General features: G+C 73.6%; 21 protein-coding genes. 11 read left to right on the top strand and 10 right to left on the bottom strand.

Annotated features, from left to right (window positions below):
• The first annotated feature begins 67 nt into the window (after nt 1–67).
• Nucleotides 68–562: a flavodoxin domain-containing protein gene (locus A4A78_RS02335; RefSeq protein ID WP_062946820.1), complete on the top strand. Its 495-nt coding sequence runs from the start codon at nt 68–70 to the stop codon at nt 560–562.
• A gap of 16 nt (nt 563–578) precedes the next feature.
• On the opposite strand, the gene pdxT is transcribed toward A4A78_RS02335, so the two are convergent.
• Both pdxT and pdxS read right to left on the bottom strand, forming a co-directional pair.
• A complete protein-coding gene (pdxT, locus tag A4A78_RS02330) occupies nt 579–1,124 on the bottom strand; it encodes a pyridoxal 5'-phosphate synthase glutaminase subunit PdxT (RefSeq protein ID WP_062947955.1) in 546 nt (181 codons plus the stop codon).
• 149 nt (nt 1,125–1,273) lie between these two features.
• On the bottom strand, nt 1,274–2,194 hold the full coding sequence (gene pdxS / locus A4A78_RS02325) for a pyridoxal 5'-phosphate synthase lyase subunit PdxS (RefSeq protein WP_062946819.1): 921 nt from the start codon (nt 2,192–2,194) through the stop codon (nt 1,274–1,276).
• Between the two features lie 154 nt (nt 2,195–2,348).
• On the opposite strand from pdxS, the gene A4A78_RS02320 reads away from it, so the two are divergent.
• Nucleotides 2,349–3,851: an aminotransferase class I/II-fold pyridoxal phosphate-dependent enzyme gene (locus A4A78_RS02320; protein WP_062946818.1), complete on the top strand. Its 1,503-nt coding sequence runs from the start codon at nt 2,349–2,351 to the stop codon at nt 3,849–3,851.
• A gap of 107 nt (nt 3,852–3,958) precedes the next feature.
• On the opposite strand, the gene A4A78_RS02315 is transcribed toward A4A78_RS02320, so the two are convergent.
• From A4A78_RS02315 to A4A78_RS02285, 7 genes are all read right to left on the bottom strand, one after another.
• Nucleotides 3,959–4,270, bottom strand: coding sequence for a monooxygenase (locus A4A78_RS02315; protein WP_062946817.1), 312 nt, complete (start codon nt 4,268–4,270; stop codon nt 3,959–3,961).
• 99 nt (nt 4,271–4,369) lie between these two features.
• Complete coding sequence (locus tag A4A78_RS02310; RefSeq protein WP_062946816.1) at nt 4,370–4,840, bottom strand: MarR family winged helix-turn-helix transcriptional regulator; 471 nt, start codon at nt 4,838–4,840, stop codon at nt 4,370–4,372.
• A 320-nt stretch (nt 4,841–5,160) separates the two neighbouring features.
• Nucleotides 5,161–6,432 carry a TRAP transporter large permease gene (locus A4A78_RS02305; RefSeq protein WP_062946815.1) on the bottom strand — a complete coding sequence of 424 codons (1,272 nt, stop codon included), beginning with the start codon at nt 6,430–6,432 and terminating at the stop codon, nt 5,161–5,163.
• The gene (locus A4A78_RS02300) at nt 6,425–7,105 is read right to left on the bottom strand and encodes a TRAP transporter small permease (protein ID WP_062946814.1); all 681 of its coding nucleotides are present in this window, start codon (nt 7,103–7,105) and stop codon (nt 6,425–6,427) included. Before A4A78_RS02300 ends, A4A78_RS02305 begins: the two co-directional genes overlap by 8 nt.
• A complete protein-coding gene (locus A4A78_RS02295) occupies nt 7,102–8,169 on the bottom strand; it encodes a TRAP transporter substrate-binding protein (protein ID WP_062946813.1) in 1,068 nt (355 codons plus the stop codon). The genes A4A78_RS02300 and A4A78_RS02295 overlap by 4 nt, the downstream gene beginning before the upstream one ends.
• Before the next feature lie 240 nt (nt 8,170–8,409).
• Complete coding sequence (locus A4A78_RS02290) at nt 8,410–9,258, bottom strand: sugar phosphate isomerase/epimerase (protein ID WP_062946812.1); 849 nt, start codon at nt 9,256–9,258, stop codon at nt 8,410–8,412.
• Complete coding sequence (locus tag A4A78_RS02285) at nt 9,255–10,034, bottom strand: SDR family NAD(P)-dependent oxidoreductase (RefSeq protein WP_082835142.1); 780 nt, start codon at nt 10,032–10,034, stop codon at nt 9,255–9,257. The genes A4A78_RS02290 and A4A78_RS02285 overlap by 4 nt, the downstream gene beginning before the upstream one ends.
• A 459-nt stretch (nt 10,035–10,493) precedes the next feature.
• On the opposite strand from A4A78_RS02285, the gene A4A78_RS02280 reads away from it, so the two are divergent.
• From A4A78_RS02280 to A4A78_RS02260, 5 genes are all read left to right on the top strand, one after another.
• The gene (locus tag A4A78_RS02280; RefSeq protein WP_062946811.1) at nt 10,494–11,354 is read left to right on the top strand and encodes a FadR/GntR family transcriptional regulator; all 861 of its coding nucleotides are present in this window, start codon (nt 10,494–10,496) and stop codon (nt 11,352–11,354) included.
• Nucleotides 11,351–12,241: a transketolase gene (locus A4A78_RS02275; RefSeq protein ID WP_062946810.1), complete on the top strand. Its 891-nt coding sequence runs from the start codon at nt 11,351–11,353 to the stop codon at nt 12,239–12,241. Before A4A78_RS02280 ends, A4A78_RS02275 begins: the two co-directional genes overlap by 4 nt.
• A complete protein-coding gene (locus A4A78_RS02270; RefSeq protein ID WP_062946809.1) occupies nt 12,238–13,230 on the top strand; it encodes a transketolase family protein in 993 nt (330 codons plus the stop codon). Before A4A78_RS02275 ends, A4A78_RS02270 begins: the two co-directional genes overlap by 4 nt.
• Before the next feature lie 255 nt (nt 13,231–13,485).
• The gene (locus tag A4A78_RS02265; RefSeq protein ID WP_062946808.1) at nt 13,486–14,478 is read left to right on the top strand and encodes a Gfo/Idh/MocA family protein; all 993 of its coding nucleotides are present in this window, start codon (nt 13,486–13,488) and stop codon (nt 14,476–14,478) included.
• Nucleotides 14,472–15,494 carry a Gfo/Idh/MocA family protein gene (locus tag A4A78_RS02260; RefSeq protein WP_062946807.1) on the top strand — a complete coding sequence of 341 codons (1,023 nt, stop codon included), beginning with the start codon at nt 14,472–14,474 and terminating at the stop codon, nt 15,492–15,494. The genes A4A78_RS02265 and A4A78_RS02260 overlap by 7 nt, the downstream gene beginning before the upstream one ends.
• A 17-nt stretch (nt 15,495–15,511) precedes the next feature.
• On the opposite strand, the gene A4A78_RS02255 is transcribed toward A4A78_RS02260, so the two are convergent.
• Entirely contained in the window at nt 15,512–15,982 is a 471-nt protein-coding gene (locus A4A78_RS02255) for an Lrp/AsnC family transcriptional regulator (RefSeq protein ID WP_062946806.1), read from the bottom strand.
• 179 nt (nt 15,983–16,161) lie between these two features.
• On the opposite strand from A4A78_RS02255, the gene A4A78_RS02250 reads away from it, so the two are divergent.
• The 4 genes from A4A78_RS02250 to A4A78_RS02235 are packed head-to-tail and all read left to right on the top strand — an operon-like array spanning nt 16,162 to nt 21,501.
• The gene (locus tag A4A78_RS02250) at nt 16,162–17,400 is read left to right on the top strand and encodes a thiamine pyrophosphate-dependent enzyme (RefSeq protein ID WP_062946805.1); all 1,239 of its coding nucleotides are present in this window, start codon (nt 16,162–16,164) and stop codon (nt 17,398–17,400) included.
• Nucleotides 17,397–18,434: an alpha-ketoacid dehydrogenase subunit beta gene (locus A4A78_RS02245; protein ID WP_062946804.1), complete on the top strand. Its 1,038-nt coding sequence runs from the start codon at nt 17,397–17,399 to the stop codon at nt 18,432–18,434. The genes A4A78_RS02250 and A4A78_RS02245 overlap by 4 nt, the downstream gene beginning before the upstream one ends.
• Nucleotides 18,431–19,882 (top strand): dihydrolipoamide acetyltransferase family protein, encoded by a 1,452-nt coding sequence (locus tag A4A78_RS02240; RefSeq protein ID WP_369816725.1) that lies wholly within the window; start codon nt 18,431–18,433, stop codon nt 19,880–19,882. Before A4A78_RS02245 ends, A4A78_RS02240 begins: the two co-directional genes overlap by 4 nt.
• A gap of 5 nt (nt 19,883–19,887) precedes the next feature.
• On the top strand, nt 19,888–21,501 hold the full coding sequence (locus tag A4A78_RS02235) for a carboxyl transferase domain-containing protein (RefSeq protein WP_062946803.1): 1,614 nt from the start codon (nt 19,888–19,890) through the stop codon (nt 21,499–21,501).
• The last annotated feature ends 1 nt before the right edge of the window (nt 21,502 follow it).

The following is a 21,502-nucleotide window of genomic DNA, read 5'->3' as shown; positions in this document are numbered from 1 at the left end:
TGCGGGGCAGGCGGCGGCGGACCTCGGTCCCGCATGTCGCGGCCGAGGGGCTGGCACGATGCCTCGTATGACAGCGCTCGTCGCCTATGCGACCCACTCCGGAGCCACCCGCACCCTCGCCGAGACCCTCGCCGACGCCCTGCGCGGGGCAGGTCTCGACTGCGAGCTCGTCGACATCGAGGAGGGCCCCGACCCGTCCGGCTACGACGCCGTCGTGCTCGGCTCGGGCGTGCGCGTCGAGTCCATCGAGAAGAGCGCCGCGTCCTGGGCGAAGCAGCACGCAGACACCCTCTCGAGCAGGCCCTTCGCCTTCTTCTCCTGCTCCGGCTCCGCCTCCGACCCCGCCAAGGGCGGGAAGCAGAAGGCGACCGACGCCTTCCTCGCGACCCTCGACCACACCCCCGTCGCGACGAAGAACTTCCCCGGCTGGGTGCTCATGGACCGCATCCCGCTGCACGAGCGCGTGCTGCTGAAGTCCATGCGCACCCCCACCGGGGACTTCCGCAACCTGCCCGCCGTCGCGGCGTGGGGGAGCGAGATCGCGCCGCTGCTGCGGGGGTGAGGTGCGGCAGCGGGCGTCAGCCCTCCCGCACGACCCGCAGGAACAGCTCATGGAAGCGTGTCTCGCCGGTGGACTCGGGGTGGAAGGCGAGGCCCAGCACCCGTCCCTGCCGCGCCGCGACCGCACGCCCGTCCGGCAGTGCGGCGAGCAGCTCCGCGGCCGGGCCGATCTCCTCGATCAGCGGGGCGCGGATGAACGCGGCCCGCACCGGCGGCCCGTCGGCCCCGGGCCCCTCGAGCGCGGGGACCACGAGATCCGTCTCGAAGGACTCCGTCTGCCGGCCGAAGGCGTTGCGGCGCACGGTCACGTCCAGCCCGCCGAGGGTCTCCTGACCGGGGCCGCCGTCCTGCAGCCGCGCGGCCAGCAGGATCAGCCCCGCGCAGGTGCCCAGCACCGGGAGCCCGCCCGCGATCGCCTCCCGCAGCGGCTCCCGCAGGCCGGTGAGCCGGGCGAGGCGATCGATGACCGTGGACTCCCCGCCGGGGAGCACGAGGCCGTCGACCTCGGCCAGCTCCGTCGGCCGTCGCACCGGCATGACCTGCGCGCCGACGTGCGCGAGCATCCGGGAGTGCTCGTGCACGTCGCCCTGGAGGGCGAGCACCCCGATGCGTGGGCCGACCGCGCCGACGACTGTCGTCGAGTCTCGCGCAGCGGCGGTCGGAGCGACGGCCGACGGGCCCCCGTGCGCCTCCGTGACCGTCGGCCTCCTGCTCACCAGCCGCGCTCGGCGAGGCGGTGCGGGGCGGGGAGGTCGGCGACGTTGATGCCGACCATCGCCTCGCCGAGGCCGCGCGAGACCTCCGCGATCACGGAGGGGTCGTCGTAGGAGGCGGTGGCCCGGACGACGGCGGCGGCGCGCTTCGCCGGCTCGCCGGACTTGAAGATCCCGGAGCCGACGAACACCCCGTCGGCCCCGAGCTGCATCATCATCGCGGCGTCCGCCGGGGTCGCCACCCCGCCCGCGGTGAACATCGGCACGGGCAGCGCGCCCGCCTCCGCGACCTCCTTGACCAGGGCGTACGGGGCCTGGAGCTCCTTCGCGGCGAGGTAGAGCTCGTCCTCCGAGCGGGCGGCCAGCGCCCGGATCTCGGCGCTGATGGTGCGGATGTGCTTCGTCGCCTCGGAGACGTCGCCGGTGCCGGCCTCGCCCTTGGAGCGGATCATCGCCGCGCCCTCGGTGATGCGGCGCAGTGCCTCCCCGAGGTTCGTCGCCCCGCACACGAAGGGCACGGTGAAGCGGTGCTTGTCGATGTGGTGGGCGTAGTCCGCGGGGGAGAGCACCTCGGACTCGTCGATGAAGTCCACGCCGAGCTCCTGCAGCACCTGCGCCTCGACGAAGTGGCCGATCCGCGCCTTGGCCATCACCGGGATCGAGACCGCCTCGACGATCCCGTCGATCATGTCGGGGTCGGACATACGGGAGACGCCGCCCTGGGCGCGGATGTCGGCGGGGACCCGCTCGAGCGCCATGACGGCGACGGCGCCGGCGTCCTCGGCGATCCTTGCCTGTTCGGGGGTGACGACGTCCATGATCACGCCGCCCTTGAGCATCTCGGCGAGGCCGCGCTTGACGGTGCCGGTGCCGGTGGAGGGGGCGGCGCCGGTGGACGGGGTGGGGGCAGGGGCGCTCATAGGAGCTCCTTCTCAGCTCGCGCGGCGCGGGCCGACGGCTCCTGACGCCGCGACCCTCCCTGCACCACTTTGATCTAGGCCAAAACGTAGCACGGGGCCGGGCGGGCGGTTGAATGGAGTCCGCCTCGTGGATCTCCGCCCTAGACTCGGGCGCGTGGAGAACACCTCGGCCGCGCAGATCAGCGGCAGCACCGCCGCGGAGATCGCCGGCAGCGTGCGCGGCCTGGTCGACCGCGGCGAGCTGGTCCCCGGCGACCTGCTCCCGCCGGTGCGCGCCCTCGCCGAGCAGCTCGGGGTCAACCGCAACACCGCCGTCGCCGCGTACCGGAGGCTCGCCCGCGACGGCGCCGTCGTCGCGCAGGGCCGTGCCGGGACCCGTATCGCCGGACCGCAGGCGGTGGCGCAGGAGGGCTATGCCGCCCCGGAAGCGCTCAGGGACCTCACCGGTCGCGCAGGCTCCGCAGGTCCCGGCGGGCTCGCCGGTCCCGAAGCTCCCGGCGGACTAGGCGGCCCCGACGCTCCCGGGGGCCCCGTGGGAGCAGGCCGGGGCCTCGGCGGCGTTCCCGCGGGAACGCTCCGCGACCTCGGCACGGGCAACCCCGATCCCGCCCTCATCCCGGACCTCGCCCCGGCGCTCGCCGGCGCCGTCGGCCGCCCCGTGCTCTACGGCGAACCGGTGATCGACCCCGGCTTCGAGTCCTGGGCACGGGAATGGGTCGCGCCCGACGTGCCCACCGGCGCCGACGCGGATCTGACGCTGACCAGCGGAGCCGTCGACGCGATCGAACGGCTGCTGGCGCAGTCCCTGGTCCGCGACGACGCCGTGGCGCTGGAGAACCCCTGCTTCCTCGCCAGCATCCAGACCGTCCGCCACGCCGGCTACCGGACCCTGCCCGTCCCCGTCGACGCCGAGGGCATGACCCCGGACGGTCTCCGCGCCGCGCTTGAGGCCGGGGCCCGCGCCGTCGTGCTCACGCCCCGCGCCCAGAACCCCACCGGCGCCTCGCTCAGCGCCCGCCGCGCGGAGGAGCTGCGGGCCGTGCTCGACGAGCACCCCTACGTGCTCGTCGTGCTCGACGACTACTACTCGTTCCTCTCCCGTCGGCCCTTCCGCTCGCCGCTGCCGCCCGGGCACCGCCGCTGGGCGCTGGTGCGCTCGGTCTCGAAGTTCCTCGGTCCCGACCTGTGCCTCGCGGTCTGTGCGACCGACCCGGAGACCGCAGGCCGGCTCGCGCTGCGGCTCAGCCCCGGCACCACCTGGGTCAGCCACCTCCTGCAGCGCCTCGCCCACGGGGTCCTCGCCGACGACGCGTCCCGCGCCCTCGTCGAGCGCGCCGGGGAGCACTACGCCGCCCGGAACGCCGAGGTCGCCGCGCTGCTCACGGCGCAGGGCCTGCCCGTCCGTGCGGCCGACGGGATGAGCCTGTGGGTCCCCGTGCCGCGCCCCGCCCGGGAGGTCGCGGCGGAGCTCGCCCGTCGGGGGTGGCGGGTGCGGACCGGGGACGAGTTCCGCCTCGCCCACGGCGGGTCCGGCCTCGAGGCCTCCCGGCACCTGCGCCTGACGGTCCACGACCTCACCGGCGCCGAGTCGCAGCGGTTCGCGACGGACCTCGTCGGTGCGTCCGGCGGAGCGCCTGCGGCGGCCGACAGGGCGTAGGTCGAGCATCAGCGCGGGGGGGGGGAAGGCCTGGTGGCCAGTGGTCCGCGAGGCGTGCCGCCGCCCGATCGTCCTGGCCGGCGGGACGAGAGGGCGGCGCGCCCGGGTCAGTCTCGCTGCAGGACGGCGTAGGTGGTGGCCGAGAGCTGCTCGTTCACGCCCAGGTTCGAGATCCGTGCATCGGTGATCCCGAAGGAGCCCAGCCGCTGAGTGTGCTTGTGGATGTAGCGCTCGGCGGACTCCTCGTCGGCGAACAGAGAGGCGCCGCCCGCCACGGACGTCCGCGGGTCCTCCGTCCAGACCTTCCAGATCAGACCGTCCTCCGCGGCGATGTCGTCGGCCAGCTCCGCGTAGGCGGCAGCGGCCTCCGCGCCGAAGGGGCCGTCGGACGAGAACTCGATGGAGACGAGGCGAGGCATGGGGATCACTCCTGAAGGTCGAGGACGAGCGGATCCCTACCGCATCACGCCATCGGGGCCGCGTCGAGTGATCGCTGCGGATTGCCCGCAGGCCGAGCCCTACCGGTGCTCGTCGATCGTCCCGACGATCGTCTCGCTGATCTCCCGCAGTCGGCGGAGCTGCTCGGGATCGAGCGGGTCGATCGCGAGGTCGAGCACCTCGGCGGCATGGCCCGGCGCGGTCGCCACGACTTTCTCGAATCCCGCGTCGGTGAGCACGGCGAGGGTGGTGCGCCCGTCGGCCGGGTCGGGAAGGCGCTCCACCCAGCCCTTCGCCTCCAGGCGGGTGACCACCTGGGAGAGGCGCTGGAGGCTCGAGTCCGCGCGCGCCGCGAGCTCGCGCAGGCGCAGGCGGCGCTCCGGCTGCTCGGAGAGCTGCGAGAGCACCTGGTAGTCGAAGTGGGTGATCCCGGCATCGCGACGCAGCTGGGCGTCGAGCGCCGCGGGCAGCCGCACGAGCAGGCTCGTCAGCGCCCGCCAGGTCACCTGCTCCTCGGGCGTCAGCCAGCGCGGCTCCTGGTCGGTGGTCATCCGCCAGATCCTACTCACCGCCCCGGCGCGCCCTCGACCGACCGCTCGGACGACGGGGCGCGGGGCGGGGCGGCGGGGCCGCCTGACGGGGCCCGCCTGACGGGGCCCGCATGACGGGACCCGCCTGACGGGGCACGACGGGGTCGGTCCGACGCCGGACGACGATCGAGTGGCAGGTTTCGACCGCTTCAGCTGTCCTGAAGCGGTCGAAACCTGCCACTCGATGCGGGAACGGCCCCGCCCCGGGTCGGCCCCTGAGAGGTCGGGCGCTCGGGGCGGGGCTGTGGGGAGGTGCCCGGCGGGGGCGGCCCCGGCTGGGGTCAGCCGATGAACAGCAGCCCCGGCAGGTACGCGGTCGCGAAGACCACGATCAGCCCCAGCCCGTAGAAGGGCAGCAGCGCCTTGGCGGTCTGCAGGATCGGCACCCGCCCGATCGAGGCGGAGATGAACAGCGTCGTCCCCACCGGCGGGGTGTACAGGCCGATCGCGAGGGTCACCACCATCAGGATGCCGAAGTGGATGATGTCCATCTCGATCGCGTTCGCGACCGGGAGCATCACGGGGGTGAGCAGCAGGATCGCGGGCGAGATGTCCAGGAACATGCCCACGACCAGCAGGATCACGATCATCGCGAGGATCACGAGCCACTCGGCCTGCAGGGTCGAGGTGAGCGTCTCCGCGAGCGCCTGCGGCGCCTCCTGGATGGTCAGCAGCCAGGCCAGCGCCGAGGAGAACATGATCAGCAGCAGCACCACGGCGCTCGCCGAGGCGGAGTCGACCAGGGCCTTGCGCAGCTGGGAGAGGCTCAGGTCGCGGTACAGCAGCACTCGCACGCCGAGGGCGTAGAGCACGGCGAGCACGGAGACCTCGGTGACCGTCGCGATGCCGGTGAACAGCACCACGCGGATCAGGATGATCGGGATCAGGATCGCGGGGGTCGCGAACAGCAGGTCCACCAGCAGGCGCTTGAGGGTGAACCTCGCCTTCACCCGCGGGAAGCCCGCCTTCCAGGCCACCAGCCAGCAGCCGAGCAGCAGCAGGACCGCGGCGAGGATGCCCGGGCCGATGCCCGCGGTGAACACCGCCGCGACGGACGCGCCGGAGGCGGAGGCGAACAGGATCATCGGGATCGAGGGCGGCAGGATCACGCCGAGCGAGGACGCCGAGGCGTTCACCGCCGTGGCGTAGCCGCCGCTGTACCCGAGGCGCTTCGTCCAGGGGATGACGACCTTGCCGATGCCGGTCGCGTCGGCGACCGCGGAGCCGGAGATGCCGGCGAACACCGCGTTGGTCAGCACGCTGGTCATGCCGACGCCGCCGCGGAGGCGGCCGACGACGCGCGTCGCGAGCCCGATCACCTGCGCGCCGAGCTTCCCGCTGAACAGCAGGTCGGCGGTGAGGATGAAGAAGGGGATCGCGAGGATCGAGTAGTCCCCGAGCGGGCTGAAGGACTGCTGGGCGAGGCCCTCCATGGGCAGGGAGCCCACGGCGAACAGGCCCACCACAGCGCCCGCGAGGATCGCGAAGGCGACGGGGATGCCCAGCAGGAGCAGGACGATGAAGACGGCGACTGCGAGGAGGGCTTCAAGCACCGGGGGTCTCCTTCGACGCGGAGGGGCTCTGGGCGGCGTGCGGCAGGGCGTGGTCGGGTACGCCGTGGCGGGCGTAATGGAGGGTGCGGGCGCCGGCCTGCACCGTCATCACCGCGATCATCACGAGGAAGGCGCCGAAGCTGCCCATCTGCGGCCAGCCCATGATCGGGGTGGACTGGTCGGACATCGGCCCGATCAGGTACACGGCCAGGTAGGTCATGTAGCCCAGCAGCACGGTCGAGAACGCCCAGATGGCGATCTGCGCCTTCCGGTACGCCTCGCCGGACAGCCGGCTGACCAGCACGTCCACAGCGATGTGGCCGCGGCTGCCCTGGGCGACGATCGCGCCGCCGGCGATCAGCCACGGGAACAGGTAGGTGGGGCCCTCGGCCGCGATCGGCAGCGAGGAGTTCAGGAAGTACCGCATGACGACCGCGATGGTCACGAGCACCACGATCACGGCGGTCGCGAGCATCGCGATCCAGCCGCCGATCCGGGCGGTGATCTCGTTGACCCGCTCCTCGGGCCGGGCGTCGTCCGCGTGGCCCTCGGAGGTGTCGAGCGCGGCGAGGTCCTCCTCGGTGATGACCGGGTCGCGGCCGGCGTCACGGCCCGTGCCGCGGCGGGGGTCGCGGCCCGGCTCGTGCGGTGAGGTGGGCGGGGTGCTGCTCATGCTGCGCTCTCCTCGTGCTCGGCGCGGATCTCGTCCGCGGCGGCGGTGATCTGCTCGAAGAAGTCCGGGTGCTCCTGCTGCCAGGTCTCGTACACCGGCGCGGTCGCCTCGCGGAAGACGGCCCGGTCGGGGTGGGTGACCTGCAGGGACTGCTCGAACTCGGTGTAGATCTCGGCGGTCTGCTCGGTCATCAGGCGGCGCTGCTCCGCGAGCGCCTCGACCGCGGCCTCCTGAATCACGGTGCGCACCGCGTCGTCGAGCTTCTCCCAGCGGGTGGTGGACATGACGAACGGGTTCGTCTCGTACTTGTGCCCGGTCACCGCCAGGTGCGCCTGCACCTCGTGGAGGGAGGAGCTGTGGATGTTCACCACGGGGTTCTCCTGCCCGTCGACGGCGCCCTGACGCAGTCCGAGGTACAGCTCGCCGAAGGCCATCGGGGTCGGGTTCGCGCCGAGCTGGTCGAAGATGTCGATCGTCATCGGGTCGTCGGGGGTGCGGATCTTCAGGCCGGCGAGATCCTCCGGGACCTCGATCGGGTGGACCGAGTTGGTGATGTCGCGCATCCCGTTGTCCCAGTAGCCGAGCACGTGGAAGCCCTTCTCCTCGGCGAGCACGGCGATCTCGTCCTGGATCGGGCCGTCGAGCACCTGGTAGGCGTGCTGGGAGGTCTCGAAGAGGAAGGGCAGGCCGATCAGCGCCGCCTCGGGCACGTAGCTGGAGAAGGGGCCCTGGGAGTTGATGGACATGTCCAGGGTGCCCGCGGCGACGGACACCATCATCTCGGTGTCGCTGCCGACGGACTCCTGGCCGAGGATCTGGATCTCGACCTCGCCGTCGGACTTCTCCGCGACCAGGCGCTGGAAGGCCAGCGCGCCCTCGGAGCGGGGGTTCCCGGGGGCGGCGCCGTGGCCGAGGATGATGCGCACCGAGTCGGTGCGGCGAGGGCCGTCGCCGCCGGCGCAGCCGGTCAGGGCCGTCCCGGCGAGTCCCGCGAGCGCGAGGCCGCCCAGCAGGTCGCGGCGGCGCGGCCCACGGGGAGCGGTCAGGGGGCGGGGAGGGGTCATGGTGTCCTCCTGGGGCAGGGCGCGGCATCGCGCCCTGGGTAGGGGTGGTCGCCGACGAGCGGTTGCCGGTCGGCGCAGAGTGGTCGGGGCGGGGCCTGTCGGCCGACGGGAAGGTCGTCGGCCGATGGGCAGGACGCCGGGGAGGGGGTCGGGCCGACGGGTCGTGCGGCCAACGGGTCGTGCGGCCGACGGGCGTGCGGCCGACGGGCGTGCGGCCGGCGCGGCCGCGCGCCCGTCGGGTCAGACGGAGGCGTCCAGCAGCGCCGCGATCTCGGCGTGGCTGCGGGTCACGTCCGCCTCGCGGTCCTCCTCGGCGATGTCGTGGGTCTCGAGCTCGAGGATGTACGTGCCCTCGAAGTGCAGCAGCTCGAGGGTCCCCACGAGCGCGGTGAAGTCGACCTGCCCCGCGCCGAGGGAGAGGTTGAGGTCCCCGGGCACGGCGTCGCGCAGGTGGACCCGCTCGATGCGACCGCCCAGACGGCGGGCCCACTGGAGCGGGTCCTCGTCGGAGGCGACGACGTGGGAGACGTCGAAGAGCACGCCGAAGAGCTCGGCCGGGCGCTGCGCGAGCAGGGCGTCGGCGTCGGCGACGGTGTGCACGAAGCGGCGGTGGTGCAGCACCTCCACCAGCAGGCGCACGCCCCGGGCGGCGCACAGGCGGGAGATCACCGTCAGGCTCGCCGCGATCTGCGCGAGGTCGCTCTCGCGGTCGACGAAGGGCTCGTAGGAGGCGCGGCCGGCCGGGACGATCAGCGCGGCGTCGAGCGCGGCGGCCAGCTCGACGAGCGGGCCGACGACCTCGGTCAGCGCCGCCTCGTCGAGCGCGGGGTCGTTGAGGTCCCCGGGATCGGCGTTGACGGCGCCGGCGCGCAGCCCCGCCGCGGAGATCGCCTCGGCGTACGCGGCCGGATCCCCGGTGAAGGGGACGGGCACGTGGTCGGTGACGTCGGGGATCGCCCCCAGGTCGATCTCCCGCGCCCCGGTCGCCGCGATGAGGCGCAGCGCCTCGGGCAGCGGGCGGTGGCGGAAGGAGATCGTCGAGATGCCCACGCGCACGGACGGCGCGGAGGGGCGGGCAGGAGCGGTCATGAGATGTACGAACCGCCGTTGATCGCCTGGGTGGTGCCGGTGATGTAGCCGGCGTCCTCGCTCGAGAGCCACACGACCAGGGCCGCGATCTCGTCGGCGCTCGCCTGGCGGCCCATCGGGATCGAGGCGGACAGCGCCGCCTCGGCCTCGGCGGTGGTGTTGCCGCGGATGTTGGTGTCGGCGGCGCCGGGGGAGACGGCGTTGACGGTGATGCCCTCGGGCGCCATCTCGCGGGCGAGCGAGCGGGTCAGGCCCAGCACGCCGGCCTTCGCGGCGGAGTACGGGGTCTTGGAGAACACGCCGCCGCCCTGCTGCGCCGAGACGGAGGACATGTTCACGATGCGGCCGTAGCCGCCCTCGAGCATGGCGGGCAGGAACGCGCGGCACGTATAGAAGCTGCCGGTGAGGTTCACGGCGATGATCTTGTCCCACAGCTCGTCGGTGACCTCGAGGAAGGCGACGGGGGAGGGGATTCCGGCGATGTTGGCGAGTGCGCCGACGGGCGGGAGGTCCGAGGCGGCGATCTCGGCGGCGACGGCGTTCACGGCCGTGGAGTCGGTGACGTCGAGCGCGTAGCCGGCGGCGGGGACGCCGAACTCGGCGGTGAGCTCGCCGGCGAGGGTGCGGGCCCCGTCCCCGTCGAGGTCGAGGATCGCGACGGCCCAGCCCTCGCGGGCGAAGCGGGCGGCGGTGGCCCGGCCGATCGAGCGCGGTCCTGCGCCCCCGGTGACGACGGCGGTCCTGGTGGCCTGCGGGCCGGTGTGCTGCATGTACATCTGTGCACTCCCCTCACGGCGGTGTGGGCGGGCCGGTGGGGCCCTGGATGGATCGACGGGAAACCTATGGGCGCCCCGGTGGTCGGACAACTCGAGAGGGCTCCGGCACAGCCGACGGAGAGGCGACGTCCCAGCTCACAGCGGGGATCGTCCCCGGAAATTGGTCGGACCACCTGCTCGACGCGAGACGCCCTCGTCGGATCCCCGTCCCACGAGAGAGGATTGGTCGACCAATCGTAGCGGGTGCGGTGTGGCCGCTGACCTGCGCCGATCCCGCCCTCCGCCCCTGCCGCCCGGCGGGGACGGATTGCCCGCCCAGGAGGTGCGTGCTTGCATCATCACCGCGACGGGGCCTCCCGCCCCGCGACATCCGACGGAGCGACCCGCCCCGTGACATCCGGCGGGGCGACCCGCGACGAGGCGAGGCGCTCCGCGCCCCGGCAGACCGAAGGAGGTCCGATGGACGACGAGACCCTCGCGTTCCTCGACACGCTCGTCGCCGAGGGCACCGAGGTGGAGGACGGGATCCGGATCCCCACCGAGCGGCGCCTGGCCGAGGCGACCGGCATGTCCCGGGCCAGGGTGCGCGAGCGCCTGTCGGGACTGCAGATGCTCGGCATGCTGCAGAAGGTCCAGGGCAGCGGCAACGTCCTGGTCACCCCCACCTTCGACGGAGGCAGCGGGAACGTCTTCGCGCTGATGCTGCGCGCCGGCATGGTGACCGGGTCCCAGCTCGCCGAGGCGCGGGAGATGCTCGAGGTCGCGATCGCGCCGCGGATGGTCGAACGGGTCACCGACGAGCAGATCCACGAGCTCGAGGACCTCGTCTACGCGATGGTCGACGCCTCCTCGAACCGCGACTTCGTCAGCGGGCTCGAGGCCGACCACGCCTTCCATCTCGCGCTGTTCTCGATCCTGGGCAACCCGATCATGAACTACGTCGCCGGGGGTATGAACCGCGCCCTCCACGACCTGCTGCTGGAGCGGCGGCGCGTGGTGATCAGCAAGGAGATCGCCGCCAACGGAGGGGAGATCCCCGAGATGTTCTCCTCCGACGCGGTGCACTTCGAGATCACCCGTGCCCTGCGCTCCCGTCGCCGCGAGGCCGTCGCCGCCGCGATGGCCGAGCACTTCGACCGCTGGCGCCGCATCTCCCGCGGCCCCGCCCCGCGCGCCGGCCGCGCCGAGACGTCGACTCGCGCCGAGATGCCCGGTCGCGGCGACCCCGTCGGCCGCGCCGAGCCGCCGAGCCGTACCGACAGCCCCGGCCGACCCGACCCCGTCGGCCGCCCCGAGACCCCCACCCGAGGAGAAGAATGACCGCCCCCACGGCATCGACGCCGCCCCGCCTCGACCCCGAGCGCCTGCGCCGCCTGCGCGAGGCCGCCTTCCGCATCCGCCAGTACTCCCTCGTCCAGGCCGAGGTGCAGGGCCAGGGCTACATCGGCCAGGCCCTCGACATCGCCGACGTGCTCGCGGTGCTGTTCACCGACCAGCTGCGCCTGGACCCGCAGGACCCGGAGAGCGAGGACCGCGACCGCTTCCAGCTCTCGATCGGCCACTACGCCCTCGCGCTCTACGCCGCGCTCACCGAGGCGAAGTTCTTCCCCGTCGAGGAGCTGCGCACCTACGCGGCCGACGACTCCCGCTTCCCCATGTCCTCGATGCGCACCTACACCCCGGGCGTCGAGATCTCCGGCGGCTCCCTCGGCCACGGCCTCGGCATCGCGAACGGCGTCGCCATGGGCCTGAAGCGCAAGGGCACAGGCCGCGTCGTCTACAACCTGCTCTCCGACGGGGAGCTCGGCGAGGGCTCCACCTGGGAGGCCGCCGCCGTCGCCGCCCACCACGGCCTGGACAACCTCATCGCCATCGTCGACTTCAACGACCAGCAGGCCGACGGGAAGTCCACCCACATGCTCTCGATGGAGCCGGTCACCGACAAGTTCGAGGCCTTCGGCTGGCTCGCCCGCCGCTGCTCCGGCCACGACCTGCCCGCCCTCGTCCAGCACCTCACGGAGCTGCGCGAGATCGAGGGCCCGCGCCCCCGCGTGCTCGTCGTCGACACGACCCTCGGCAAGGGCGTCGACTTCCTCGAGGCGAGGGAGAAGCTGCACTTCATGCGGGTCGCCGAGGAGGAGTGGGAGGCAGCCCACCGCACGCTGGAGAGCAGCCACCGCGCGCTGCTGGAGGAGGACGCACGATGAACAGCAGCACCCCCGCACCCGCCCTGCGCTCCGGCGCGATGAGCGCCGACCTCGCCAAGGATGGCCAGCGCGCCGTCGCCGCCCCGCTCGGCCAGGCGCTGCTCGAGCTCGCCCGCACCGACGAGCGCGTCGTCGGCCTCTCCGCCGACCTCGCGAAGTACACCGACCTGCACATCCTGCGCGATGCGATGCCGGAGCGGTTCTACCAGATCGGCATGGCCGAGCAGGCGCTGCTCGGCGCCGCGACCGGCCTGGCGATGGAGGGCTTCATCCCCTTCGCCTCCACCTACTCCGTCTTCGCCACCCGCCGCGCCTACGACTTCCTGATGCTCGACATCGCCGAGGCGAACCTCAACGCCAACATGGTCTGCGCCCTGCCGGGCCTGACCACCGGCTACGGCCCCTCGCACCAGGCCACCGAGGACGTCTCCATCCTGCGCGGCATGCCGAACCTGACCATCGTCGACCCGTGCGACGCCGTCGACATCCAGCAGGCCGTCCCGCAGCTCGCCGCCGCGGAGGGCCCCACCTACCTGCGCCTCCTGCGCGGCAAGGTGCCCGCGGTGCTCGACGAGTACGGTTACACCTTCGAGCTCGGGAAGGCCAAGCTGCTGCGCGACGGCGCGGACGTGCTCATCGTCTCCAGCGGCCTGATGACCGAGCGGGCGCTCGAGGCGGCCACCGCGCTCGAGGCCGACGGTGTGGGCGTCGCCGTGCTGCACAGCCCCACCCTCAAGCCCTTCGACGAGGAGGCGCTGCTGGCCCAGCTCGGCAAGGGCCGCCTGATGCTCACCGCCGAGAACCACTCGGTGGTCGGCGGGCTGTTCGACATCGTCGCCCGCACCGTCGCCGCGCACGGGCTGGGGGAGAGGATCCACCCGATCGCCCTGCCCGACGCGTTCCTCGACGCCGGCGCGCTGCCGACCCTCGCGGACCGCTACGGGGTCAGCACCGGCGCGATCGTGGAGAAGGTGCGCGGGCTGCTCTGAGCGGGCGGCCGCCAGGACCGACATCGAGTGGCAGGTTTCGACCGCTTCGAGTGAGCTGAAGCGGTCGAAACCTGCCACTCGATGCGGGCACGGCACGCCCGGGCCCGACCCCGCCCGTCCCGGACGCTCCTGGGCCGGATCCGCGGGGGCGGGGTCGGTGGTGGGGCGCCGCTGCCCGTGCACCGTTGGTCCGCACCGCGAGGTCGTGACTAGGATCGACGGCGACCGTGACCGCTCCGACGACGGAGAGCACCCATGTCCCTGCAGGACCCGCCGGCCGCGCTGCGCGTCGGCATCGTCGGCACCGGGGGGATCTCCCGGGCCCATCTGCCCGGCTGGCAGGCGCTCGGCGCCGAGCTGCACTGCACCAGTCCCGAGGGCGCCGAGGCGTTCGCGGCCGAGGCCGGGGCGCGCGTGCACCCGGATCTCGACGCGCTGCTCGCGGCGGTGGACGTCGTGGATGTCTGCACCCCCACCCCCTCGCACCCCGGCATCGTCCGCGCCGCCCTCGACGCGGGAAAGGACGTGCTATGCGAGAAGCCGCTCGCGCTGACCGGCGAGGAGGCGCGAGACCTGGTCGCGCACGCCGAGCGCGTCGGCCGACTGCTGTTCCCCGCGCACGTCGTGCGCTACTTCCCGCAGTACGCCGCCGCGAAGCGCGCCGTGGACACGGGTGCGATCGGCACCCCCGCCGCGCTGCGCTTCGAGCGCACCGGGGCGCTGCCGGACCGGGACTGGTACGCCGACGAGGAGCGCTCCGGCGGCCTCGTGATGGACCAGATGATCCACGACATCGACCAGGCGCTCTGGCTCGCCGGCGACGCGGAGTCGGTCCACGCCCGCCAGCAGGTGGCCGCCACGGACCCGACCGTGCGCACCGCTCATGTGGTCCTCACCCACCGCTCCGGCGCGCTCAGCCACTGCCGCGGCTTCTGGGGCCCCGAGGGCACCCGGTTCCGCTACACCTTCGACCTCGCCGGCGACCGCGGCCGCCTCCGGTACGACAGCGCCGGCGACGCCGGCATCACCTTCGACGACGTCGCCTCCGCCCGGCAGCAGAGCGGCGACGGCTTCCTGCCCGACGTCTCCACCATGGAGGACCCCTACGCCGCCGAGATCGCCGAGTTCGCCCGCGCGGTCACCGTCGGCGGCGCCACCCGCGTCGAAGCGGCCGACGGCGCCCGCGCCGTGGAGGTCTCCCGCGCCGCCCTCGACTCCCTGCGCACCGGACGGAGCATCCCATGCTGAACGCCCCAGGTCAGGACCCCGCGAACGCATCGGCCGACGCCCCGCTGCGCGTGGCGCTGATGAGCTGCGCCCACACCCACGCCTTCTCCTACGCGGCGCTGCTCGAGGCCCGAACCGACGTGGACCTCGTCGTCGCCGACCCCGACGGCTACGGGGACGTGCGCGGCGTGCGGGTCGTCGGCAGCTACCAGGACGCCTGGGAGGCCTGGCCGGAAGGCCCCGACGCCATCGTCGTCACCAGTGCGAACGCCCACCACCGCGAGCTCGTTCTCGAGGCCGCCCGCCGCGGCGTGCACGTGCTGTGCGAGAAGCCGCTGGCGACCACCGTGGCCGACGCCGAGGAGATGGTCGCCGCCTGCCGCGAGGCGGGCGTGGTGCTGATGACCGCCTTCCCCGTCCACTTCTCGCCCGCCGTCCAGGCGCTGCGCGGCGCGGTCGCCGACGGCACCCTCGGCGAGATCGTCGGCCTGACCGGCACGAACAACGGCAAGCTCCCCGCGGGGCGGGACTGGTTCACCGACGTCGAGCTCGCCGGCGGCGGCTCCCTCGTCGACCACACCGTGCACCTCGCCGAGATCCTCGACTCCGCGCTCGGGGAGCCCGAGAGCGTCCACGCCGTCTCCAACCGGATCCTGTACGCCGACCGCGCGGGGGAGGGCGCCGAGACCGGCGGGCTCGTCACCCTCACCTATGCCTCCGGCGTCGTCGCCACCATCGACTGCTCCTGGTCGATGCCGGCCGACGCGCCGACCTGGGGCGGGCTCACCCTCCAGGCCCTCGGCACCGGCGGCCAGCTCCAGATCGACGCCTTCGCCCAGCACGTGGGCGGGCCCGGCCAGTGGCTGCCCTACGGCACCGACCTCGACGCCCTGCTGCTGGACGCCTTCCTCGCCGCGGTCCGCGCGGGCGAGGCCTCCGCCCCGACGGGCGAGGTGGGGCTGCGGACCGTCCGCGTCGTCGCCGCCGCGCAGGAGTCCGTGCGCACCGGGCAGCCGGTGGCGCTCGCGGAGGTCTGAGCAGACCCGCGCGGCGCTCACCGCTCCAGGTCGCGCTCCAGCACCGGGGCGAGGCGGAAGGGGATCAGCTCGCCCATCGCGAGCGAGGTGTCTGTGCGGATCACGCCGTCGCAGCCCAGCACGAGCTTGTTGACCCGGTAGAGGTCCTCGGCGTCCCGGCACACGCAGCGCACCAGGATGTCGTTCAGTCCGGACAGGCCGTGCACCTGCACCACCTCGGGGATGTCCCGCAGCTGCGCGATCACGTGCTCGAGCTTCGGCTGGTCCACCTGCGTCTCCATGAACACGGTCAGCGGATAGCCGAGCGAGGCGGCGTGCAGACGCCTGTCGTAGCCCTGCAGCGCCTGCCCCGCCTCGAGGGCTGCGAGGCGCGCCTGGACCGTGTTCCGGGAGAGCCCCAGCTTCTGCGCGACCGAGACGATCGTGGCCCGCGGATTCTCCGTCATCGCCAGGAGGATGCGGCGGTCGGTGTCATCGACGATGTGCATAGTGCACGATCCTACGGCACCGTAGCCAGGATTGTTGAGCATTGTGCACCCATTCGGGACAAGTGATTGTTCGTCCTGCACATGCGGCGTAGCGTGGATCGGGACGATGACGTCCCCACGGCACCACACCCCGGTGCCCCCTCGGTACTCACGAGGCGCCACGGATCTTGGAGGTCCGCATGTCGACGACGATGTCCGCCGGCTCCACCCGGTCACCCCGGGACGAGCGGCCCAGCACGCAGCATCCCGCCGCGCCCGCGCGCGGCCCGGCCGAGCCCGATCGTGACCCGACCGGTCCGGACCCGGCCGAGCCCGACCACGTCCTGGCCGGCGCTCTCGACCAGCCCCTGCGACTCCTCGCCGAGGACGGCACCCGCCGCCCCGACGCCCAGCTCGACCCCTATCTGCGGGACGTCGACCAGGAGAAGCTCGTCGCGCTGCTGCACGACATGACCGTGATCCGCGCGCTCGACGACGAGGCCGTGGCCCTGCAGCGCCAGGGCGAGCTGGGGCTCTGGCCGCCGCTGCGCGGGCAGGAGGCGGCGCAGATCGGTCTCGCCCGCGCCCTGCCGGAGACCGACTTCTTCTTCACCTCCTACCGCGAGAACGGCATCGCCTGGTGCCGCGGCGTCGAGCCCGCCGAGATGCTCTCCGTCTGGCGCGGCACGACCCTGTCCGGCTGGGACCCCTTCGCCCGCCACATGGCCACCCCGCAGGTCATCATCGGCGCGCAGACCCATCACGCCGTCGGCCACGCGATGGCCACCTCCGCCCGCGGCGAGGACGGGATCTCCGTGGCCTGCTTCGGCGACGGCGCGATGAGCCAGGGCGACGTGAACGAGGCGATGGTCTTCGCCGCCTCCTTCCGCGTCCCCGTGCTGTTCTTCTGCCAGAACAACCACTACGCGATCTCCGAGCCGGTCGCCCTGCAGAGCACCGTGCCGCTCTCCCACCGCCCCGCCGGCTTCGGGATCCCCTCCCTGCGCGTGGACGGCAACGACGTGCTCGCCGTCCACGCCGCGACCCGGCTCGCCGCCGAGCGGATCCGCTCCGGCGCCGGCCCCCTGTTCCTCGAGGCCGTCACCTACCGGATCGGCCCCCACACCACCAGCGACGACCCCACCCGCTACCGCGACGAGGACGAGCTCGCCGCCTGGCGCCGGCGCGATCCGCTCCTGCGTCTGGAGCGGCACCTCGAGCAGCTCGGCGCCCCGGTCGAGGAGCTGCGCGCCGAGGCCGCACGGCGCGGACAGCAGGCGGCCGACGCCCTCCACGCCGCCGTCCCGCAGATCCCGACCCCCTCGCCCGAGTCGCTGTTCGATCACGTACTGCCCACCGAGACCGCGCAGCTCGCCCGCCAGCGGGAGCAGCTCGCCGCGCTCGAGGCCTCCCTCGCCCCCGCGGAGCGTGCGTCATGACCGCGCCGGCCACCAGCCCGTCGGCCTCGACCCCGCAGGCCACGACCACGATGACCATGGCCGCGGCCCTGAACACGGCGCTCGGCGACGCGCTCGCCGCCGACGAGGACGTGCTCCTGATCGGCGAGGACATCGGCACCCTCGGCGGCGTCTTCCGCATCACCGACGGGTTGAAGGACCGCTTCGGCGGCCGGCGCGTGATCGACTCGCCGCTGGCCGAGTCCGGGATCGTCGGCACCGCCGTCGGCATGGCGTACGCCGGGATGCGGCCGGTGTGCGAGATCCAGTTCGACGGCTTCGTGTTCCCCGCCTTCGACCAGCTCGTCGCCCAGGTCGCCCGCCTGCACTACCGCACCGGCGGACGCGTGCGGATGCCGCTCGTCATCCGGATCCCCTTCGGCGGCGGGATCGGCGCCGTCGAGCACCATTCCGAGTCGCCGGAGGCGTACTTCGCCCACACCCCGGGCCTGCGCGTGGTCACCGTCGCCGACCCGCAGGACGCCTACTCCACGATGCGCGCCGCGATCGACTGCGACGACCCCGTCATCCTCCTCGAGCCCAAGCGCCGCTACTGGGGAAAGGGCGAGGTGGACCCCACCGTCACCGCCGACCTCTCCACGGCCCGCGTGCTGCGGCAGGGACGGGACGCGACCCTCGTCGCCTACGGCCCGCTCGTGGTCACCGCGCTCGAGGCGGCCGTGGCCGCGGAGGACGACGGCATCGACCTCGAGGTCATCGACCTGCGCTCCCTCGCGCCGCTGGACCGCGACACGGTCGCCGCGAGCGTGCGCCGCACCGGACGGCTGATCGTCGCCCACGAGGCACCCGGGAACGTCTCGGTCTCCTCCGAGGTGATCACCTCCGTGAACGAGGACTGCTTCGAGCATCTCGAGGCCGCGCCCGAGCGCGTGACCGGCTACGACGTGCCCTACCCGCCGGCGGCGCTCGAGGAGCACCACCTGCCCGGCATCGACCGGATCCTGGACGCGGTGGATCGCACGCTCGGCCGCCGCAGCTCGAGAGAGGCGGCATGATGAGCGACTTCCTGCTCCCGGACCTCGGCGAGGGGCTCACCGAGGCCACGATCGTCGCCTGGCACGTCGAGGTCGGCGACGAGGTCGCGCGCAACCAGGCGCTCGCCGAGGTCGAGACCGCGAAGGCGCTGGTCGAGCTGCCGAGTCCCCGCGCCGGACGGATCACCGCGCTGCACGCCGAGGAGGGGCAGACCCTCGACGTCGGCTCCCCGCTCGTCGGCTTCGCCGAAGCGGGTGCGCCACCGGAGCCCGGGGCCGGCGGGAAACCGGCCGACGGGTCCGTCGCCGACGAGCCCGCCGGTGGGTCTGCGGCCGACGGATCCGCCGGCAGGCCCGCCGTCGACGGGGCTGTGACCAGCGGATCCGTGGCCGAGGAGCCTGCCGCGGTGCCGGTCGGCGTCGGCGCGAGCGTCGACGGCTCTGACGAGGCCGCCGGGGCCGCGGAGCCTGCGGCGCGGCCGCAGCGCCAGCAGGTGCTGGTCGGCTACGGGCCGGTGCTGCCCGGCACCGGACGGCCCCGCCGTCGGCCGCGCAGCTACGCCACCACGCCGTACGCGCGCCCCGCCGGGCCGACCAGGGAGGGGCCGACGCCGCGGGCCATGCCGCCCGTGCGCCGACGCGCCCGCGACCTGGGCGTCGACCTCCGCAGCGTGCACGGCAGCGGTCCGGGCGGGCGGATCCTCCGCGCCGACGTCGAGGCCCGTGCACAGGGGCTGTCCGGTGCAGAGCCCCGCGCGGGCGCGTCGGCCGGCTCGCACACCGTCCCCGTCACCGGGCTGCGGAAGCAGACCGCGCAGGCGATGTCCGCCTCCGCCTTCACCGCCCCGCACGCCTCCGTGCACGTCACCATCGACGTCACCGACACCCTCGAGCTGCTCGGCCGCGGCACCCGGGAGGGCGGACGCACCTCCTTCCTCGCGAGCGTGTGCCGGGCGATCCTGCCCGCCGCCTCCCGCACCCCCGCGGCGAACGCACGCTACGACGCCGAGGCCGGGCAGATCGAGATGTTCGACCAGGTCAGGCTCGGGATCGCGGTCGCCACCGACCGCGGCCTGCTCGTCGCGACCCTCCCCGAGATCGACACCGACGGGCACCAAGCTCCTTCCGGCCCCGCCCTCACCGCCGCGATCGCCGAGACCGCGCAGAGGGCCCGCGACGGGGCGCTCACCCCCGCCGAGGTCACCGGCTCGACCCTCACCGTCACCAACGTGGGCGTGTTCGGCGTCGACGGCGGCACCCCGATCCTCAACCCCGGCCAGTCCACGATCCTCGCGATCGGGGCGCTGCGCCGCCAGCCGTGGGAGCACCGCGGCGAGATCGCGCTGCGCACCGTCGTCACGCTCACCCTCTCCTTCGACCACCGCGTGCTCGACGGCGCCGAGGCCTCCGCGTTTCTGATGGACATCGCCGAGACCCTCGCCGACCCCGCGACCCTGCTGGTGCGGTGAGCGCCATGGAGCAGCTGCGCACCGCCGTCGACCCCGCCTCGCCCGAGGCGACCGCCCGCACCGAGGCGATGGACGCCCTGGTCGCCGAGCTGCGGGAGCGTCTCGCGGCCGCGGCCCGGGGCGGGTCCGAGGCGGCGCGGGAGAAGCACCGCGCCCGCGGCAAGCTCCTCGCCCGCGAGCGGATCGACCAGCTCCTCGATCCCGGCAGCCCTTTCCTCGAGATCGCGCCGCTCGCGGCGGAGGGGATGTACGACGGGGCCGCGCCGGGCGCCGGGGTCGTCGCCGGGATCGGGATGGTCCACGGCCGGCACTGCCTCGTCCTCGCCAACGACGCGACCGTCAAGGGCGGCACCTACTTCCCGATGACGGTGAAGAAGCAGCTGCGCGCCCAGGAGATCGCGCAGGAGAACCGCCTGCCCTGCCTCTATCTCGTCGACTCCGGCGGCGCCTACCTGCCGATGCAGGACGAGGTGTTCCCCGACCGCGACCACTTCGGGCGGATCTTCTACCACCAGGCGCGGATGAGCGGCGAGGGGATCGCGCAGATCTCCGCCGTCATGGGCTCCTCCACCGCGGGCGGCGCCTACGTCCCCGCGATGAGCGACCAGACCGTCATCGTCCGCGACCAGGGCACGATCTTCCTCGGCGGGCCGCCGCTGGTGAAGGCCGCGACCGGCGAGGAGGTCAGCGCCGAGGAGCTCGGCGGCGGGCAGATGCACACCGAGGTCTCCGGCGTCGCCGACCATCTCGCCGAGGACGACGCCCACGCCCTCCAGATCGTGCGGGACATCGTCGAGACCCTGCCGGAGCCCGCGCCGTCGGCCGCCCCGGTGCCGCGCAGCGCGCCGCCGGAGCCCGCCGTCGACCCCTCCACGATGGGAGCGGCCGTCCCCTCGGACCTCGCCACCCCCTACGACGTCCGCGAGGTGATCGCGCGGATCGTCGACGCGGGCGAGTTCTCCGAGTTCAAGCCCTCCTACGGCACCACCCTCGTCACGGGCTTCGCCCGGATCCACGGCCACCGCGTCGGGATCGTCGCGAACAACGGGGTGCTGTTCAGCGAGTCCGCGCTCAAGGGCGCCCACTTCGTCCAGCTCTGCGACCAGCGGGAGATCCCGCTGGTGTTCCTGCAGAACATCGCCGGGTTCATGGTCGGCGCCGAGTTCGAGCGCGGCGGCATCGCCAAGGACGGCGCGAAGATGGTCACCGCCGTCGCCTGCGCCCGCGTCCCCAAGCTCACCGTCGTCATCGGCGGCTCCTTCGGCGCGGGCACCTACTCGATGTGCGGGCGCGCCTACTCGCCCCGCTTCCTGTGGCTGTGGCCGAACGCGCGCGTGTCCGTCATGGGCGGGCCCCAGGCCGCCGCCGTGCTCGCCACCGTGCGCCGCGACCGCATCGAGGCGGGCGGCGGCACCTGGTCCGTCGAGGACGAGGCGGAGTTCCGGCGTCCCATCGAGGAGGACTACGACCGCCAGGGCAGCCCCTACTACTCCACCGCCCGGCTCTGGGACGACGGCGTGATCGAGCCCGCCCAGACCCGCACCGTGCTCGGCCTCGCCCTCGACGTCGTCACCCGCACCCCGCTGCCCGCGATCCGCCGCGGCGTCCTCCGGATGTGAG

The sequence above is a fragment of the Brachybacterium sp. sponge genome, assembly GCF_001613775.1.
GTDB classification, from domain to species: Bacteria; Actinomycetota; Actinomycetes; order Actinomycetales; family Dermabacteraceae; genus Brachybacterium; species Brachybacterium conglomeratum.
Note: the sequence above shows the minus strand (reverse complement) of the source record. Positions and strands in the feature narration are given on the sequence as shown.

What these genes read in the sequence shown, in the direction of transcription:
- A4A78_RS02335 (WP_062946820.1), top strand. Translation starts at nt 68, where the DNA reads ATGACAGCGCTCGTCGCCTATGCGACCCACTCCGGAGCCACCCGCACC.
- pdxT (WP_062947955.1), bottom strand. Translation starts at nt 1,124, where the DNA reads ATGCTCGCGCACGTCGGCGCGCAGGTCATGCCGGTGCGACGGCCGACG.
- pdxS (WP_062946819.1), bottom strand. Translation starts at nt 2,194, where the DNA reads ATGAGCGCCCCTGCCCCCACCCCGTCCACCGGCGCCGCCCCCTCCACC.
- A4A78_RS02315 (WP_062946817.1), bottom strand. Translation starts at nt 4,270, where the DNA reads ATGCCTCGCCTCGTCTCCATCGAGTTCTCGTCCGACGGCCCCTTCGGC.
- A4A78_RS02310 (WP_062946816.1), bottom strand. Translation starts at nt 4,840, where the DNA reads ATGACCACCGACCAGGAGCCGCGCTGGCTGACGCCCGAGGAGCAGGTG.
- A4A78_RS02300 (WP_062946814.1), bottom strand. Translation starts at nt 7,105, where the DNA reads ATGAGCAGCACCCCGCCCACCTCACCGCACGAGCCGGGCCGCGACCCC.
- A4A78_RS02295 (WP_062946813.1), bottom strand. Translation starts at nt 8,169, where the DNA reads ATGACCCCTCCCCGCCCCCTGACCGCTCCCCGTGGGCCGCGCCGCCGC.
- A4A78_RS02290 (WP_062946812.1), bottom strand. Translation starts at nt 9,258, where the DNA reads ATGACCGCTCCTGCCCGCCCCTCCGCGCCGTCCGTGCGCGTGGGCATC.
- A4A78_RS02285 (WP_082835142.1), bottom strand. Translation starts at nt 10,034, where the DNA reads ATGTACATGCAGCACACCGGCCCGCAGGCCACCAGGACCGCCGTCGTC.
- A4A78_RS02280 (WP_062946811.1), top strand. Translation starts at nt 10,494, where the DNA reads ATGGACGACGAGACCCTCGCGTTCCTCGACACGCTCGTCGCCGAGGGC.
- A4A78_RS02275 (WP_062946810.1), top strand. Translation starts at nt 11,351, where the DNA reads ATGACCGCCCCCACGGCATCGACGCCGCCCCGCCTCGACCCCGAGCGC.
- A4A78_RS02270 (WP_062946809.1), top strand. Translation starts at nt 12,238, where the DNA reads ATGAACAGCAGCACCCCCGCACCCGCCCTGCGCTCCGGCGCGATGAGC.
- A4A78_RS02265 (WP_062946808.1), top strand. Translation starts at nt 13,486, where the DNA reads ATGTCCCTGCAGGACCCGCCGGCCGCGCTGCGCGTCGGCATCGTCGGC.
- A4A78_RS02260 (WP_062946807.1), top strand. Translation starts at nt 14,472, where the DNA reads ATGCTGAACGCCCCAGGTCAGGACCCCGCGAACGCATCGGCCGACGCC.
- A4A78_RS02255 (WP_062946806.1), bottom strand. Translation starts at nt 15,982, where the DNA reads ATGCACATCGTCGATGACACCGACCGCCGCATCCTCCTGGCGATGACG.
- A4A78_RS02250 (WP_062946805.1), top strand. Translation starts at nt 16,162, where the DNA reads ATGTCGACGACGATGTCCGCCGGCTCCACCCGGTCACCCCGGGACGAG.
- A4A78_RS02245 (WP_062946804.1), top strand. Translation starts at nt 17,397, where the DNA reads ATGACCGCGCCGGCCACCAGCCCGTCGGCCTCGACCCCGCAGGCCACG.
- A4A78_RS02240 (WP_369816725.1), top strand. Translation starts at nt 18,431, where the DNA reads ATGATGAGCGACTTCCTGCTCCCGGACCTCGGCGAGGGGCTCACCGAG.
- A4A78_RS02235 (WP_062946803.1), top strand. Translation starts at nt 19,888, where the DNA reads ATGGAGCAGCTGCGCACCGCCGTCGACCCCGCCTCGCCCGAGGCGACC.